Below are 15,342 nucleotides of genomic sequence, written 5' to 3'. Positions count from 1 at the left end.
ATCCGGTTCGAGGCTCAGTCGCTCTTCTCGCACAAAGTTTCCTCCGTGCAGATACAAGGGGTGTTCCAGCGGAGTGAGGCGTTGGCTCTCCCTGGAGCACCCCTCATCCGACCTCGCTTCGCGAGGCCACCTTCTCCCACAGGGGGAGAAGGGAAGACCGCACGGCCTCACTCATGCCTATGCCCGAAATGCCGGGCCGCCACCTCGACATGCGTATGGTTTGCATGCGCTTCGAAGCGCTCGGTCTCGCCAAGGTCATTCGCCGCTTCGTTAGGCCACCAGGTGCCGCCGATGACGATGCCTTCCGACATCAGCCGCTGGTCGGCGACCAGCGAGGCGCCGACCGCGTCGACGAAGGTGAAGCGGCCCGGACGCTGCCGCAGCACGGCGACATCCCCCGCCGTGCCGACCGCCAGCGTGCCGAGATCGGGCCGCGCGATCGCCCGCGCCGGCGCTTGCGTCGCGGCGCGCAAAACCTCGACCAGCGGCATGCCGATCGCCATCAGCTTCGACATGCACACCAATATGTCGAAGGCCGGCCCGTCGACGCAGTAGAGATGCACATCGCTCGAAATGACGTCGGGCGCCAGACCTTCGGCGAGCATGGCGCGGGCGACGTCGAAATCGAACGAGCCCATGCCGTGGCCGAGATCGAAGATGACGCCGCGCTCGCGCGCCAGCCGCATGTCGGGCCGCACCATGCCGGAGGCGAACACCGGCGCATTGGGGAACGGCCGAAAGCAATGGGTGAGGATGTCGCCCCGGCGCAGGCGCGGCAGCACTTCGGAGCGGCCGGGCGGCGGCTCGTCTATATGCGCCATCAGCGGCAGCCCGGCCTTGTCGGCGGCTTCCAGCGCCAGATCGACCGGCGCGATGCCGCTGGTGCCGCCGGCATGTTTGCCGGAGCGGACCTTGACGCCGACGACTACGTCGGCGTGCTCGCGCGCCGCCGCCACCACCTCGCGCGGTTCGCAAAGCCGGAGATCGCTGCATTCGCCGACCGACACCGTCTGCGCAAAGCCGAAAATGCCGGCAAAGGAAATGTTGACATAGGCCAGGATGCGCGCCTTCGAGCGCTCCATGACATGGCGGCGGAAGCCGAGGAAATTGCCCGCACCCGCGCTGCCGGCATCGATGAAGGTGGTGGTACCGCTCTTGGCGGCGAGCCTGTCGGCATCGACGCCGAGCGAGGTGCCGCCCCAATAGACGTGGCTGTGCAGGTCGACCAGACCGGGCGCGACGATGCAGCCCGTCGCATCGACCACCTGCGCGGCGCTGGTCACGGGGATATCGGCGTCGACAGCAGCGACACGGCGATTGGCGATGGCGACATCGCGTGGCGCGTCGATGCCGGACGCCGGATCGATCAGCCGTCCACCCTTCAGCAGGAGGTCGAATTGCATGGAGATGCCTCCGCCTTGTTACTTTGCCTTTCAGACCGGCCTGTACGCGACGGCCTCGACTTCGATCTTGATGTCAATCATCAGCCGCGATTCGACCGTGGTGCGCGCCGGCGGATTCTTCGGGAAGTGCCTGGCATAGACCGCGTTGAAGCCGCCGAAGTCGCGCGCGTCCTCCAGCCAGACGGTGGTCTTGACCACGTCGTCCATCGTACAGCCGGCGAGCGCCAGCGCGGCCTTCACATTGGCGAGCACCTGCTCGGTCTGTTCCGCAATGCCGCCCTTGACCACGATGCCGTCGCCGCCGACCGGAACCTGGCCCGAGACAAAGACGAAATCGCCGGCCCGCACGGCGGGCGACAGCGGCACGTGGGATGTTCCAAAAGTCTGCTTGGGCAAGGGATGGCCTCCTCCGGTGACATGGCAAGGCACCGAGGCGGCGCCCGCTTTGGGGCGAGATTTACCGCGATCGGGGCGATCCCGATAGGGCCCTTGTTGGAAAGCAACATCCTTCGAAATCCGTGTTGCTTTATTACAGAAGCGCTTGCATCGTGCGCGTTGCCGGCCGGGCTCGACGCCACGACGGACAGACGCCCTTGCGAGACCGGAGACCCCGACGATGACCTTCGACAAGAACCCGTTTCCTTCCGGCGACGCCGACCGCCACGCGCTGTGGGAGATGCTGGTGCGGCGCGACATCGACGCCTTCATCGGCCAGGACTGGTCCATGGTCGAGAACGACTTTGTCGCCGAAAGCTTCTTCGGCATGCACGCGAATTTCCTCAGCAACGCCGATGCCTGGCGGCTGCAATTCCCGCGGCTGGAGATCTATCGCGACGAGTGGCTGCGCCAGGCCAAGGAGACGGCGGCGACCAAATTCGCGGAGCCGTTGCGCGAGGCGCTGTTTCGCGTCACCAATCTGCGCGACATCGATGTCGACGGCGACCGCGCCGTGCTGCACAAGAAGTTCGACGGCAGCGTCGCCAAGGCGGATGGCAGCGTCGACCGGCTGAAATGGCAGACGCTGTATTTCTGCCGGAAGGTCGGGGCGAACTGGAAGATAGCCGGCTTCGTCGGCTACATGCCGTACCCACTGGGCGGCTAGTCGAGGCGCGGCTGATTGCCGTGCGGGCGCTCGGCGCTCAGTACAGCGTGATGATAGCCGGCAGCAGTCCGTTTTCCCGGAGATACTCGACGAGTTCGATGATCGGGAAGATGGCGAGGAAATAGAGCCCGTCGAAAAAAGTGCGCTTCAGCGCGCGCGTCGAGAACTGCAGCTCGTCACTGTCGCGGTAGAGCAGCGGGTTCGGCCAGAACCGGGGCGTCGCCTTGATATAGGCTGAATAGGCCGGGCCGAACTTGCCCAGGAGATATTCGGCTTCCTTGCGCGCCGTGACGCGGAAGATCAGGAAGCTGGCCACACCGAGGACGGCGGCCGCCACCAGCGAGCCATAGAGCAGACCGATACCGACCGCTCCGACCGTCGAGAAGAAGTAGAGCGGGTTCTGGGTCATCGAGAATGGGCCCGCCGAAACCAGCTCCTCATTCTTCTTGCCGCCGACATAGAGGATGCTCCACAGCCGGCCGGCGACGCAGGCGAGCACCAGGCAGAAGCCGAGGAATTCAAGCGTCTCGTGGCCGTGCGAGCCTTCGCTGAGCGCCGGCTTTGTCAGGAACAGCAGCAGCACCGCCAGCACTGCCGCGACGCGGGTGAAAATCAGCCGCTTGCGCTGGACGAAAGCCTTCGAAACCGGCTTGAGGGAGGCGTAGGTCATTGGTGTTTTCCTGGGGCGCTCTCTAGAGCCCGGCCACTGGGGCACGCCATTGATGGCGGATACAAGGCGGTCGCCTTCTGTCAGCGCACCACGCGGCATTCGTAAAGACCTTTTGCGCCAGGCAAAGCCATCCTTACGAATTTGTATGCCACCGGACAGGCTGCAGTGAAGTCGCTTGCCTATTGTCCGGATGCCGGATCGCCGCCGCAACCATCGACATCGGGACACCAGCCATGCTCGCGCCCAACACACACCCCGCCGCACCAAGCCCCAACCGGGTTCCTGACGTCACCCTCGACTTCTGGCTGATCAAGCTGATGGCGGTGACGATGGGCGAAACGGCGGCCGACTATCTCGCCGTCAACCTCGGTCTCGGGCTGACCGTCACCTCGCTGATCATGGCCGGCGTCCTGATCGTCGCTCTCGTGCTGCAGTTCGCGCAGAAACGCTACGTGCCCTGGGCCTACTGGCTGGCGGTGGTGCTGATCAGCGTCGTCGGCACGCTGGTCACCGATAACCTCGTCGACAATTTCGGCGTGCGCCTGCAGACCACCACGATTGCCTTCTCGGTGGTGCTCGCGGCGACGTTCGCGGTCTGGTACGCGAGCGAGCGGACGCTCTCTATCCACACCATCTTCACCACCCGCCGAGAGATCTTCTACTGGCTGGCGATCCTGTTCACCTTCTCGCTCGGCACCGCCGCCGGCGATCTTGTCGCCGAGAGTTTCGACTTGGGCTATCTCGCCACTGGCCTGCTGTTCGGCGGCGTCATCGCGCTCATCGTGCTGGCCTATTATCTCATCCACCTGAGCGCCGTTCTGGCCTTCTGGCTCGCCTATATACTGACGCGTCCGCTGGGTGCCTCCTTCGGCGATTGGCTGTCGCGGCCGGCCGAATATGGCGGTTTGGGTTTTGGCACCATTTTCACCAGCCTGATCTTCCTCGGCTGCATCATCGCCCTGGTCCTCTCCATGACACTGAGGCAAACCGCCGGCGATGCCGACGAGATCCTGCTGGAATCGGACTGAGCCGCCGCCGGGCGCTGCGGCGGCAGCCGGCCTTGCGACCATCCTAGGAACGGGAACGTGCCGGTGATAGCCTGTCCCCGATATCGGCAATCAACCGGAACAGCGATGCGGCTACTTCTCGTCGAGGACGACCACAGGACGGCGGACTACATCGTCAGGGGATTGACCGAGGCCGGCCATGTCTGCGATCTCCTGCGCAACGGGCATGAGGGACTTTTCGCCGCGACCAGCGGCGGCTACGACGTGATCGTCGCCGACCGGATGATCCCGGGCCTTGACGGCCTGTCGATGGTCAAGGCTGTCCGCGCCGCGGGCGTGCGCACACCGGCAATCTTCCTCACCTCCGTCGGCGGCATAGACGACCGCGTCGAGGGGCTCGAGGCCGGCGGCGACGACTATCTGGTCAAGCCCTTCGCCTTTTCCGAATTGCTTGCCCGCATCAACGCGCTTGGCCGGCGGCCGGCCGCGCAGGAGCAGAAGACCGTGCTCAGGGTTGCCGATCTCGAGATGGACCTGATCATGCGCCGCGTCGTCAGGCAGGGCCAGCCGATCGACCTGCAGCCGAGGGAGTTCAGCCTGCTCGAGGTGCTGATGCGCGGCGAGGGCCGCGTCATCACCCGCACCATGCTTCTGGAACGCGTCTGGGATTTTCATTTCGATCCCAAGACCAGCGTCGTCGAGACCCATATCAGCCGGCTGCGGGCCAAGGTCGACAAGCCGTTCGATACCCAGCTCATCCACACCATCCGCAACACCGGCTACAGCCTGCACCCGCCGCTCTCCCAGTGATCGCGACATCCCGATGACCGCGACTTTCTCATGACGGCGACCTGGACCCGCCTGCTGCGCAGCACGCCGTTCCGGCTTGCCCTGACGTTCGCCTTCCTGTTCATGCTGGCCTTCGTGCTGGCGGGCGCCATCGTCTACCAGATGATGAGCGCCGACCTTGCCGAGCAGCTCGACGACACCATTAAGGAAACCTATTCCGTCATCGCCGCGACCTATGCCGGCAATGATCTCAAGGAGCTGGTGGAGACCGTCGAAAGCCACTCCACGCGCAGCCTGAAGAAGGCACAGCTCTTTTCGCTGACCGACGCGGCCGGCAACCGTATCGCCGGCAACTTCACTGCGGCGGGACTTCCCGACGGTTTCTCGATGTTCGGCGCCGAGATGCCTGGCCTGCCGCCGGGCACTGAATACCGCGCCTATTCCGGTTCGTTGGGCGCCAACACTTTGACCATCGCCTTCAGCCTCTCCGAGACAGAGGAGCTGGAGACGATCATGCTGATGAGCTTCGGCTGGGCGACCCTGATCATCACCGGCCTGGCCGTCACCGGCGGCGCCCTGCTCGCCTCGCGCGTCCAGCGCCGTCTCGACGGCATTGCCGCCACGATGGTCGACGTTTCGCATGGCAGGCTCGATACCCGCATCCCGCTGACCGGCAAGGGCGACGACATCGACATCGTCTCCAGCCAGGTCAACGCGGCGCTCGATCGCCTGTCGGCACTGGTCGAAGGCATGAAGCAGGTCAGCGCCGACATCGCGCACGATCTTAAGACGCCGCTCAACCGCCTGCAGATGATCCTGGAGGGTGCGGCCGACAAGGCCGCGCGGCACCAGGACGTCTCCGACGATCTGGCCGACGCCCGCACGGAAGGCCATCAGATCAACGAGACCTTCGACGCGTTGCTGCGGATCGCGCAGATCGAGGCCGGTGCGCGCAAGGCGCGCTTCACCGATGTCGATCCCGGCGAGATCCTGCGGACCATCGCCGAGGTCTACACCGACGTGGCCGAGGACGACGGCAAGTCGCTGTTGCCGCCGCGGCTGGAGGAGACGACGGGCCGGATCCACGGTGATCGCGAACTGTTGACGCAGATGGTCGCCAATCTGGTGGAGAACACGCTGCGCCATTGCCCGCCCGGCACCTCGATCAAACTGTCGGTGACGCGCCAGGGTGACCGCGTCCTTGCCAGCGTCGCCGACAACGGTCCCGGCATTCCCGCCGGCGAGCGTGAAAAAGTGTTTCAGCGGCTCTACCGGCTGGACCACAGCCGATCGACGCCGGGCAGCGGTCTCGGCCTCAGCCTCGTCCGGGCCATCGCCGACCTGCACGGCGCGACTATCACGCTCGAGGACTGCCGGCCTGGGCTGGCCGTGGTGGTGAGTTTTCCCTTGGCGACGGATTAACTTCGGAAGTTGGCGAAACCCGGTGTAACGGCCAATCTCCCCCCTTGCGGGGGAGGTCGGCTGTATCGATCTTCACCTGTCGATCCGTGTCGACAGGATGATCGACGACGCGGTCCGCTCCACCCCGTCCATGGCGCCGATCTGGTCGAGCAGCGTGTCGAGGTCGCGGATCGACGGCGCGTCGACGATGACGATCATGTCGAAATTGCCGCTGACCGAATGCAGCGTCCGCACTGACGCCAATGCCTGCAGGCTGCGCACCACCCTATCGGCCAGCTTGGGCGTGACGGTGAGCAGCACATGCGCCCTGACCAGCCCCTGCTCATAGTCCGGCGCCAGCCTGACGCCATAGCCCGTGATGATGCCGCGCTGCTCCAGCCGCTCGATCCGGCTTTGCACCGTGGTGCGCGAAACGCCGAGCTGCCGCGCCAGTTCGGCCGTCGAGGCGCGCGCGTTGGCGCGCAGCAGGGAAAGCAGGGCCTGTTCGGCATCACTGAGCATTTCGACGAAACTCTTCGGCAAATTAACTAAAGATAGGGTGCGGTTTGCAAGATCTCACGCTTCCTTTCGACAGGCAAGCTGCGATGATTCCGGCGAACGCAGATGGCAGGGTATTTGACCATGAACAACATCGTTATCGTTGGGGCCGGCAAGATCGGCTCGACCATCGCCGAAATGCTCGCCGCAACGGGTGATTACCATGTCACCCTCGTCGACCGGTCGGCCGCGCAACTCACTGCCGCCGAAGTGCCCGATGGCGTCGAGACGCTCGTACTCGACATCGCGGCGGTCGGTGCGCTTGAAGCCGCACTCGCCGGCAAGTTCGCGGTGCTGAGCGCCGCCCCCTTCCATCTCACCACGCGCATCGCCGAAGCGGCGGCCAGCGCCGGCGTGCACTATCTCGATCTCACCGAGGATGTCGTCTCGACGAGGCGCGTCAAGGAGCTGGCACGTTCAGCCAAGAGCGCCTTCATCCCGCAATGCGGACTGGCGCCGGGCTTCATCTCGATCGTCGCCAACGATCTCGCCAGCCGCTTCGAGACGCTGGAAAGCGTGCGCATGCGCGTCGGCGCGCTGCCGCAATACCCGTCCAACGCGCTGAACTACAATCTGACCTGGAGCACCGACGGCGTCATCAACGAATATTGCGAGCCCTGCGAGGCGATCGTCGAGGGCGAGCTGGTCGAAGTGCCGCCGCTGGAAGAGCGCGAGGAGTTCTCGCTCGACGGCGTCACCTACGAGGCGTTCAACACCTCGGGTGGGCTCGGCACCTTGGCCGAGACGCTGAAGGGCAAGGTGCGCACGCTGAACTACCGCACCATCCGCTACCCCGGCCACGCCGCGATCATGAAGGCGCTGCTCAACGACCTTGGCCTGCGTCACCGCCGCGACGTGCTGAAGGACATTTTCGAAAGCGCCCTGCCGGCGACGCTGCAGGACGTGGTCATCGTCTTCGTCACCGTTTCCGGCCGCAAGAACGGCCGTCTGCTGCAGGAGACCTACGCCAACAAGATCTATTCCAGGCGCGTCGGCCAGACGGTGCGCAGCGCCATCCAGATCACCACCGCCTCCGGCATCTGCGCCGTGCTCGACATGCTGGCCGATGGCAGCTTGCCTGCGACCGGCTTCGTCAAGCAGGAGGAAATCGCGCTCGAAGCCTTCTTAGCCAACCGCTTCGGCCGCGCCTATGCCCAACATGAGATGGTAAGCCGGCTAGCGGGGTGAGCCCTTCCGGACACGCTGGCGGGACAGCGCCCCCCTCTGTCCTGCCGGACATCTCCCCCTCGAGGGGGGAGATTGGACTTCACTGTGGCCTTCGCCAATTTTCGGTGGTGAAGTAACCCGCAGCGTCGAAACTGCCGATCTCCCCCCTTGAGGGGGAGATGCCCGGCAGGGCAGAGGGGGGCGCTATCCCACCGGCATTGCCGATCTGCATCGGCGCGCCACCTCAAATATGCAGCGCGTGGCCCAGCGCCTTTAGCGCGGCTTCCTGGAACCCTTCGCCTTGCGTCGGATGGGCATGGATCGTGCCTGCGATGTCCTCCAGCCTTGCCCCTATCTCCAGCGCCAGCCCAAACGCCGCCGACAGCTCCGACACGCCTTGACCGACCGCCTGGATGCCGAGCACCAGGTGATTGTCCGCACGCGCCACGACGCGGACGAAACCATCCTCGGCGAGCTTGGTCATGGCACGGCCATTGGCGGCGAAGGGGAACAGGCCGATCTTGATCTCGCCGAGCGCCTTGGCCTCTTCAGGCGACAGACCCGCCGTCACCAGCTCGGGATCGGTGAAGCAAACGGCGGGGATCGAGCGCTTGTCCCAGCTGCGCTTGTGGCCGGCGACGATCTCGGCGACCATCTCGCCCTGCGCCATTGCCCGGTGCGCCAGCATCGGCTCGCCGGTGACGTCGCCGATGGCGAAGACGCCGCGCATCGAGGTGCGGCACTGGTCGTCGATCCTGATGAATTTTCCGGCCCTGTCGAGATCGATCTGCTCGAGCCCCCAGCCCTCGGTCACCGGCTTGCGGCCGACCGTCACCAGGATCTTGTCGGCCGCGACCTTGCCGCTCTTGCCGTCGGATGTCTCGACCAGCAGCGCATCGCCTTTCGTGGACAATCCCTTGGCCTTGGCGCCTGTCATCACTTCGACGCCAAGTGCTGCGAGCCGCTTGACCACCGGCCGGGTCAACTCCGCATCATACTGCGCCAGCACGCGCGGCAGGGCCTCGACCACGGTCACCTTGGCGCCCATCTTGGCGAAGGCCATGCCGAGCTCGAGGCCGATATAGCCGCCGCCGACGACCGCAAGCCTCTTCGGCACTTCGCTCAGCGCCAGCGCCTCGGTGGATGAAATCACCGGCCCGCCGAAGGGCAGGAGTTCGACCGGCGCCGAGCCCGTCGCGATCACGATCGTTTCCGCGCGGATCACCTGGCTGCCGGTTTCGGTCTCGACCTCGACGGTCTTGCCGTCGCGAAACCTCGCCCAGCCGTGCACGGTCTTCACCCCGGCCTTCTTGAGCAGGCCGGCGACGCCACCGTTGAGCCGGCTGACGATCCCGTCCTTCCAGGCGATGGTCCTGGCCAGATCGAGCACCGGTGCCGTGACCGAAATGCCGAGCGGGCTCTTGCCGCCGGCCATGTGCGCGACCTTCTCGAATTCCTCCGCCGCATGGATCAGCGCTTTTGAGGGGATGCAGCCGACATTGAGGCAGGTGCCGCCGGGCTTGCCCGCCTCGACGATGACCGTGTCGACGCCGAGCTGCCCGGCACGAATGGCACAGACATAGCCGCCCGGACCGGCGCCGATGACGAGCAGCTTGCAGGAAATTTCTTTCATGGCGTCGGCTTCCCTTGGACGAAGGCCGCCGCGCGCTTTTGCCTTCTCCCCTTGTTGTGGGAGAAGGTGGATCGGCGCGCCAGCGACGAGACGGACGAGGGGTGTTCCAGCGGAGTGAAACGTCGGCGTTCCCTGGAACACCCCTCATCCGTCGCCTGCGGCGACACCTTCTCCCACAAGGGGAGAAGGGGGAGCTTACATCCGCCCGCCGCGCATTGATTTCCGTTCGAGACCGACCCCATCATCCCCTCTCAATCCACGAAAATCAGCGCAGGTGTCTCCAGCAGCGCCTTGATCCGCTGGATGAACACCGCGGCGTCCCAGCCGTCGATGACGCGGTGGTCGAAGCTCGACGACAGGTTCATCATCTTGCGCGGGATGAACTGCGTGCCGTCCCACACCGGCCGCACCATCATCTTGTTGACGCCGATGATCGCCACTTCCGGATGGTTTATGACCGGCGTGGTGGCGACGCCGCCCATGGCGCCGAGCGAGGTGATGGTGATGGTCGAGCCCGACAGCTCGTCACGCGTCGCCGTGCCCGACTTGGCCGCCTCGGCCAGCCTGGCGACCTCGGCGCCGCACTCCCAGATGTCGCGCGCCTCGGCATGCTTGACGACAGGCACCACCAGCCCAGACGGCGTCTGCGCGGCGATGCCGATATGGATGCCGCCATGCTGGTGGATGATGCCGGCCTCGTCGTCGAACAGCGAATTGAGTTGGGGCTGGTCCGCGATCGCCTTGACCATCGCCCGCATCAGGAACGGCAGCAGCGTCAGCTTCGGCCTCTCCGCGCCGCCCTTGGCAACACGCTTCTCCTTGTTGAGCGCGGCGCGCAATTCCTCCAGCGCCGTCACGTCGATCTCCTCGACATAGGTGATGTGCGGGATGCGCGATTTGGACAGCGTCATCTTCTCGGCGATCTTGCGCCGCAGGCCGACCAGTTTGATATCCTCGATGGCATCGTTGCGGGCGAGGCCCGATGCCTTGGCCACTTGCGGCCCGCGCGCCAGGAAGGCCTCGACGTCTTCATGGCCGATGCGGCCGGCCGGGCCACTGCCTGCCACTTGCCTGAGATCGATGCCGGCCTCCTTGGCGCGCAAGCGGACGGCTGGCGAGGCCAGCGGCTCTTCGCCTTCCGGGCGCGGTGCGCCGGCCGAGGCCTGTGCCATGGCCTTGGCGGCAGCCGGCGATGGCGCGGGTTTCGCCGGTGCCTCGGCGGGTTTTGCCTTGGGGGCCAGTGCGGTTTCGGGCTTTGGGCTCGCCGGCTTGGCGGGCGCTTCGGCGGCCGGTGCCGCTTCTTTGCCGGTAGACTTCACATTGCCCTCGCCCGCCACCTTCAGCCGCACGATGGGCGAACCGATCGCCACCGTGTCGCCGATCTCGGCGCCCAGCCACAGGATCTCGCCATCGACGGGCGACGGGATTTCGACCGTCGCCTTGTCGGTCATCACGGCGGCCAGCACCGTGTCCTCGCGTACGATGTCGCCGATCTTCACATGCCATTCGACGAGTTCGGCCTCGGCGACGCCCTCGCCGACATCGGGCAGCTTGATGATGTGTTCGCCCATTTCAGGCCTCTCTAAGCTTCCAATGTTTCGACGAGCGCACGGCCGACACGGGCCGGGCCGGGGAAATAGTCCCACTCCTGCGCGTGCGGATAGGGCGTGTCCCAGCCGGCGACGCGGACCACCGGCGCTTCCAGATGATAGAAGCAGTTTTCCTGCACCAGCGCCGACAGTTCGGCGCCGAAGCCCGACGTCAGCGTCGCCTCGTGTACCACCACGCAACGTCCGGTCTTCTTCACCGAGGCCACGATCGTATCGAGGTCGAGCGGCAGCAGCGTCCTGAGGTCGATGATCTCGGCATCGATGCCGGTCTCCTCGGCCGCGGCCTGGGCGACATAGACCATGGTGCCATAGGCGAGCACCGTGACGGCGGAACCCGCCCTGCGGATCGCCGCCTTGCCGAGCGGCACGGTATAGTGGCCGTCGGCGACCTCGCCGAGTTCGTGCTTCGACCATGGCGTCACCGGCCGGTCGTGATGGCCGTCGAACGGGCCATTATAGAGCCGCTTCGGCTCCAAGAAGATCACCGGGTCGGGATCCTCGATCGCCGCGATCAGCAGGCCCTTGGCGTCATGCGGGTTGGATGGCACCACCGTCTTCAGGCCCGACACATGGGTGAACAGCGCCTCCGGGCTCTGGCTGTGCGTCTGGCCGCCGAAGATGCCGCCACCGGTCGGCATGCGCACCACGATCGGGCAGGTGAAATCACCGTTCGAGCGGTAGCGCAGCCTTGCGGCTTCCTGCGTCAGCTGGTCGTAGGCCGGATACATGTAGTCGGCAAACTGAATCTCCACGCACGGCTTCAGGCCATAAGCGGCCATGCCGATGGCCGAGCCGACAATGCCGGATTCGTTGATCGGCGCGTCGAAGCAACGGCTCTTGCCGTATTTGGCCTGCAGGCCATGGGTGACGCGAAAAACGCCGCCGAAGAAGCCGACATCCTCGCCGAACACGACGACTTTGCTGTCGCGTTCCATCGAAACGTCCATGGCGTCCCGGATGGCCTCGATCATGGTCCGTCTTGGCATGGCTCAGACTCCCGCCTGCTGGCGCTGGCGTCTGAGATGCGGCGGCATCTCGGCATAGAGGCCCTCGAACATGTCGCGCGTCGACGGCTTGCCGCCGGCATGCAGCGTGCCGTGGCTTTCCGCCTCCTTCTGCGCCGCGATGACCGTGTCGAGGATTTCCGCCTCGGCCTGCGCGTGCCGCTCGTCCGACCAGGCGCCGAGCCTGATCAGATGGTTCTTCAGCCGCACGACCGGATCGCCGAGCGGCCAGGCGTCGGACTCGGTCTTTGGCCGGTAGGCGGAGGGATCGTCCGAGCTCGAATGGGCGCCGGCGCGGTAGGTGACATATTCGACCAGCGTGGGCCCGAGATTATTGCGGGCCCTGGTCGCCGCCCATTTGGCCACTGCGTGGACCGCCAGATAGTCATTGCCGTCGACGCGCAGCGACGGAATGCCGAAGCCGAGGCCGCGCGCCGCGAAGGTGCCCGAGCCGCCGCGCGCAATGCCCTGAAAAGTCGAGATCGCCCACTGGTTGTTGACGACGTTGAGCACCACCGGAGCCTTGTAGGTGGAGGCGAACACCAGCGCCGAATGGAAGTCGGACTCCGCCGTCGAGCCGTCGCCGATCCAGGCGGCGGCGATGCGCGAATCGTTCGAGATCGCCGAGGCCATCGCCCAGCCGACCGCCTGGATATACTGCGTCGCCAGATTGCCCGATATCGAGAAGAAGCCGTGCTCTTTCGACGAATACATGATCGGCAGCTGCCGGCCTTTCAGCGGATCGGCCTCGTTGGAATAGATCTGGTTCATCATCGTGACCATCGGATAGCCGTCGGCGATCAGCAGGCCGGCCTGGCGATAGGTCGGGAAGTTCATGTCGCCCGGGGCAAGCGCCTTGCGAAAGGCGCAGCTCACCGCTTCTTCGCCCAGATGCTGCATGTAGAAGGAGGTCTTGCCTTGCCTCTGCGCCATCTGCATGCGCGCGTCGAAGGTGCGCAGCGTCATCATGTTGCGCAGGCCCTCCAGCAATTCCTCGCTGGAAAGCAGCCCGGCCCATGGTCCGACGGCTTCGCCATTGCGGTTCAGCACGCGGATGATCGAAAAGGCCATGTCGCGGATGGTGCGCGGATCGACATCGATGTCGGGACGCGGCACCGAGCCGGCCTGGGCGATGGTCACGTTGGAAAAGTCAGGCGTGCCGCCCGGCCGCACTTCCGGCTCCGGAACGTGAAAACGCAACATCCCAGCATCGGCCATGACCAAGACTCCTCCAATGTTGCCTGGGTGCGATATTTGCACATCCGCGCGTCCAGACCAGTGCGAATTCGCCAAGCAAGTCATCCGGGCATTGGTTCCGGCCGCACCGGCCGATCCCAGCCTCCCGCGCTCAAGATGAAGATATGTCCGCGAAATTTCTTGTCGATGTTGAGCAGCGGCACGCAATTTGGCGAATGGTTGCGCCGTGTTTGTCGCCAGATAAGGTGATTGGGGGCAGAGCGCCGCCGCTTTTCCTTCTCCCCTTGTGGGGCCGAAGGGCGGGCGAGGCCCGTGACTCGCCCAGGGCGGTGGCCTCGCGAAGCGAGGTCGGATGAGGGGTGCTCCAGCTTGGCGTCCTGATGCCAATCGGCTGCATCACAACCAGCGTCTCACTCCGCTGGAACACCCCTCATCCGTCTCGGCGCTGCGCGCCGATCCACCTTCTCCCACAAGGGGAGAAGGAAAAGAGTGCTCGGTGCCGATCGCCGTTCACCCCGCGCACGCATCATGCTAACCACCCTCCATGGCACAGAAGAAAGCTTTCGAGGTCGATTCCTGGCTCGCGCGGCCCGATCCGCGCATCTCGATCGTCCTGCTTTATGGCCCCGATCGCGGCCTTGTCTCGGAGCGGGCGAAGGCCTTTGCCGGAAAGATCGGTCTGCCGCTCGACGATCCGTTCTCCGTGGTCAGGCTCGAGGGTTCGGAGGTCGACCGCGACGAGGGCCGGCTGCTCGACGAAGCCCGCACCGTGCCGATGTTTTCCGACCGGCGGCTGCTCTGGGTACGCAACGCCAGCGGCCAGAAGGCACTGGCCGACGACATCAAGGCGCTGACGGCGGAGCCGGTGCGGGACGCCATCATCCTGATCGAGGCCGGCGATTTGAAGAAAGGCGTTGGATTACGCGCCGTGGTCGAGGGCGCCGACAATGCCATGGCCTTGCCCTGCTACGCCGACGAGGCCAGGGACATCGACACGGTCATCGACGACGAGCTGCGCAAGGCCGGGATGTCGATGACGCTGGAGGCCAGACAGGCGCTGCGCCGCAATCTCGGCGGCGACCGGCTGGCCTCGCGCGGCGAGATCGAAAAACTCATCCTCTACGCCCACGGCCAGAAGGAAATCGGGCTGGAAGAGGTGAGAGCCATGTCGGGCGACGTGTCCGGTGCCTCTTATGACGATGCCGTCGACGCGCTGCTTGAAGGCAGGATCGGCGACTTCGACACCGCCTTCACGCGGCACTGCCAGGGCGGCGGCCAGCCCTTCCTGGTGCTGTCCTCGGCGATGCGGCAGATACAGCAGATCCAGGTCATGCGCGGCCAGATGGACTCCGGCGGCCGCAACGCCGCTTCCGTCGTTGCCGCCGCGCGCCCGCCGGTCTTTTTCGCGCGCCGCAAGCTGGTGGAGAGAGCGCTGGAGCGCTGGAACAGCGAGGCCCTCGGCCGCGCGCTGACCCGCCTGCAATCAGCCGTGCTGCAGACGCGGCGCCGGCCGGACCTGTCGGTGGCGCTGGCTAGGCAGGCGCTGCTGGGGATCGCCGTGGAGAGCGCGCGGCTGGCGCAAAGGTAGGCGCCTCTTCCTTCTCCCCTTGTGGGGAAGGTGGCCTCGCGAAGCGAGGTCGGATGAGGGGTGCTCCAGCTTGGCGCGTCCTCATGCCATCGGCTGCATCACAACCAGCGTCTCACTCCGCTGGAACACCCCTCATCCGTCTCGGCGCTGCGCGCCGATCCACCTTCTCCCACAAGGGGAGAAGGGAAGACCGCGCGAAACATTCGCCGGCTA

At 65.5% G+C, this 15,342-nt stretch carries 14 protein-coding genes; 6 read left to right on the top strand and 8 right to left on the bottom strand.

Annotated elements, in window-relative coordinates:
• Positions 1-167: 167 nt before the first annotated feature.
• Together O7A60_RS30295 and O7A60_RS30290 are read right to left on the bottom strand one after the other, a co-directional pair.
• Positions 168-1,403: an amidohydrolase/deacetylase family metallohydrolase gene (locus tag O7A60_RS30295; RefSeq protein ID WP_337109347.1), complete on the bottom strand. Its 1,236-nt coding sequence runs from the start codon at positions 1,401-1,403 to the stop codon at positions 168-170.
• Positions 1,404-1,433: 30 nt separating this feature from the next.
• The gene (locus O7A60_RS30290) at positions 1,434-1,799 is read right to left on the bottom strand and encodes a RidA family protein (protein WP_140751983.1); all 366 of its coding nucleotides are present in this window, start codon (positions 1,797-1,799) and stop codon (positions 1,434-1,436) included.
• 220 nt (positions 1,800-2,019) lie between these two features.
• Here O7A60_RS30290 and O7A60_RS30285 point away from each other — a divergent pair, with 220 nt between their 5' ends.
• Positions 2,020-2,505 carry a hypothetical protein gene (locus O7A60_RS30285; protein WP_337109346.1) on the top strand — a complete coding sequence of 162 codons (486 nt, stop codon included), beginning with the start codon at positions 2,020-2,022 and terminating at the stop codon, positions 2,503-2,505.
• A gap of 37 nt (positions 2,506-2,542) precedes the next feature.
• On the opposite strand, the gene O7A60_RS30280 is transcribed toward O7A60_RS30285, so the two are convergent.
• Complete coding sequence (locus O7A60_RS30280; RefSeq protein WP_337109345.1) at positions 2,543-3,175, bottom strand: methyltransferase family protein; 633 nt, start codon at positions 3,173-3,175, stop codon at positions 2,543-2,545.
• A 233-nt stretch (positions 3,176-3,408) separates the two neighbouring features.
• Here O7A60_RS30280 and O7A60_RS30275 point away from each other — a divergent pair, with 233 nt between their 5' ends.
• From O7A60_RS30275 to O7A60_RS30265, 3 genes are all read left to right on the top strand, one after another.
• Positions 3,409-4,203, top strand: coding sequence for a COG4705 family protein (locus O7A60_RS30275; protein ID WP_337109344.1), 795 nt, complete (start codon positions 3,409-3,411; stop codon positions 4,201-4,203).
• A 105-nt stretch (positions 4,204-4,308) separates the two neighbouring features.
• Positions 4,309-4,992: a winged helix-turn-helix domain-containing protein gene (locus O7A60_RS30270; RefSeq protein ID WP_337109343.1), complete on the top strand. Its 684-nt coding sequence runs from the start codon at positions 4,309-4,311 to the stop codon at positions 4,990-4,992.
• A gap of 30 nt (positions 4,993-5,022) precedes the next feature.
• Positions 5,023-6,393, top strand: coding sequence for a sensor histidine kinase (locus tag O7A60_RS30265; protein WP_337109342.1), 1,371 nt, complete (start codon positions 5,023-5,025; stop codon positions 6,391-6,393).
• 72 nt (positions 6,394-6,465) lie between these two features.
• Here O7A60_RS30265 and O7A60_RS30260 read toward each other — a convergent pair whose 3' ends face one another.
• Positions 6,466-6,894, bottom strand: coding sequence for an Lrp/AsnC family transcriptional regulator (locus O7A60_RS30260; protein ID WP_337109341.1), 429 nt, complete (start codon positions 6,892-6,894; stop codon positions 6,466-6,468).
• Between the two features lie 120 nt (positions 6,895-7,014).
• Here O7A60_RS30260 and O7A60_RS30255 point away from each other — a divergent pair, with 120 nt between their 5' ends.
• On the top strand, positions 7,015-8,118 hold the full coding sequence (locus tag O7A60_RS30255; protein WP_337109340.1) for a saccharopine dehydrogenase family protein: 1,104 nt from the start codon (positions 7,015-7,017) through the stop codon (positions 8,116-8,118).
• A 223-nt stretch (positions 8,119-8,341) separates the two neighbouring features.
• Here O7A60_RS30255 and lpdA read toward each other — a convergent pair whose 3' ends face one another.
• From lpdA to O7A60_RS30235, 4 genes are all read right to left on the bottom strand, one after another.
• Positions 8,342-9,730, bottom strand: a complete 1,389-nt coding sequence (lpdA, locus tag O7A60_RS30250; protein WP_337109339.1) for a dihydrolipoyl dehydrogenase — start codon at positions 9,728-9,730, stop codon at positions 8,342-8,344.
• Positions 9,731-9,981: 251 nt separating this feature from the next.
• Positions 9,982-11,301: a dihydrolipoamide acetyltransferase family protein gene (locus O7A60_RS30245; RefSeq protein WP_337109338.1), complete on the bottom strand. Its 1,320-nt coding sequence runs from the start codon at positions 11,299-11,301 to the stop codon at positions 9,982-9,984.
• Positions 11,302-11,312: 11 nt separating this feature from the next.
• A complete protein-coding gene (locus tag O7A60_RS30240) occupies positions 11,313-12,326 on the bottom strand; it encodes an alpha-ketoacid dehydrogenase subunit beta (protein ID WP_337109337.1) in 1,014 nt (337 codons plus the stop codon).
• 3 nt (positions 12,327-12,329) lie between these two features.
• A complete protein-coding gene (locus O7A60_RS30235; RefSeq protein WP_337109336.1) occupies positions 12,330-13,562 on the bottom strand; it encodes a 3-methyl-2-oxobutanoate dehydrogenase (2-methylpropanoyl-transferring) subunit alpha in 1,233 nt (410 codons plus the stop codon).
• Between the two features lie 523 nt (positions 13,563-14,085).
• Between O7A60_RS30235 and holA the strand changes: the two genes are divergently transcribed.
• Positions 14,086-15,129, top strand: coding sequence for a DNA polymerase III subunit delta (holA, locus tag O7A60_RS30230; protein ID WP_337109335.1), 1,044 nt, complete (start codon positions 14,086-14,088; stop codon positions 15,127-15,129).
• Positions 15,130-15,342: the final 213 nt, after the last annotated feature.

Source organism: Mesorhizobium salmacidum (SeqCode), from assembly GCF_037179605.1.
In the GTDB taxonomy this organism is placed as follows: Bacteria; Pseudomonadota; Alphaproteobacteria; order Rhizobiales; family Rhizobiaceae; genus Mesorhizobium; species Mesorhizobium salmacidum.
The sequence above is the reverse complement of the archived record's forward strand: the minus strand, read 5'-3'. Positions and strand labels throughout refer to the sequence as shown.

Bases quoted from the DNA above. Each gene is read 5' to 3' on its own strand.
- O7A60_RS30295 (WP_337109347.1), bottom strand. From the start codon at position 1,403: ATGCAATTCGACCTCCTGCTGAAGGGTGGACGGCTGATCGATCCGGCG.
- O7A60_RS30285 (WP_337109346.1), top strand. From the start codon at position 2,020: ATGACCTTCGACAAGAACCCGTTTCCTTCCGGCGACGCCGACCGCCAC.
- O7A60_RS30280 (WP_337109345.1), bottom strand. From the start codon at position 3,175: ATGACCTACGCCTCCCTCAAGCCGGTTTCGAAGGCTTTCGTCCAGCGC.
- O7A60_RS30275 (WP_337109344.1), top strand. From the start codon at position 3,409: ATGCTCGCGCCCAACACACACCCCGCCGCACCAAGCCCCAACCGGGTT.
- O7A60_RS30270 (WP_337109343.1), top strand. From the start codon at position 4,309: ATGCGGCTACTTCTCGTCGAGGACGACCACAGGACGGCGGACTACATC.
- O7A60_RS30265 (WP_337109342.1), top strand. From the start codon at position 5,023: ATGACGGCGACCTGGACCCGCCTGCTGCGCAGCACGCCGTTCCGGCTT.
- O7A60_RS30260 (WP_337109341.1), bottom strand. From the start codon at position 6,894: ATGCTCAGTGATGCCGAACAGGCCCTGCTTTCCCTGCTGCGCGCCAAC.
- O7A60_RS30255 (WP_337109340.1), top strand. From the start codon at position 7,015: ATGAACAACATCGTTATCGTTGGGGCCGGCAAGATCGGCTCGACCATC.
- lpdA (WP_337109339.1), bottom strand. From the start codon at position 9,730: ATGAAAGAAATTTCCTGCAAGCTGCTCGTCATCGGCGCCGGTCCGGGC.
- O7A60_RS30245 (WP_337109338.1), bottom strand. From the start codon at position 11,301: ATGGGCGAACACATCATCAAGCTGCCCGATGTCGGCGAGGGCGTCGCC.
- O7A60_RS30240 (WP_337109337.1), bottom strand. From the start codon at position 12,326: ATGCCAAGACGGACCATGATCGAGGCCATCCGGGACGCCATGGACGTT.
- O7A60_RS30235 (WP_337109336.1), bottom strand. From the start codon at position 13,562: ATGGCCGATGCTGGGATGTTGCGTTTTCACGTTCCGGAGCCGGAAGTG.
- holA (WP_337109335.1), top strand. From the start codon at position 14,086: ATGGCACAGAAGAAAGCTTTCGAGGTCGATTCCTGGCTCGCGCGGCCC.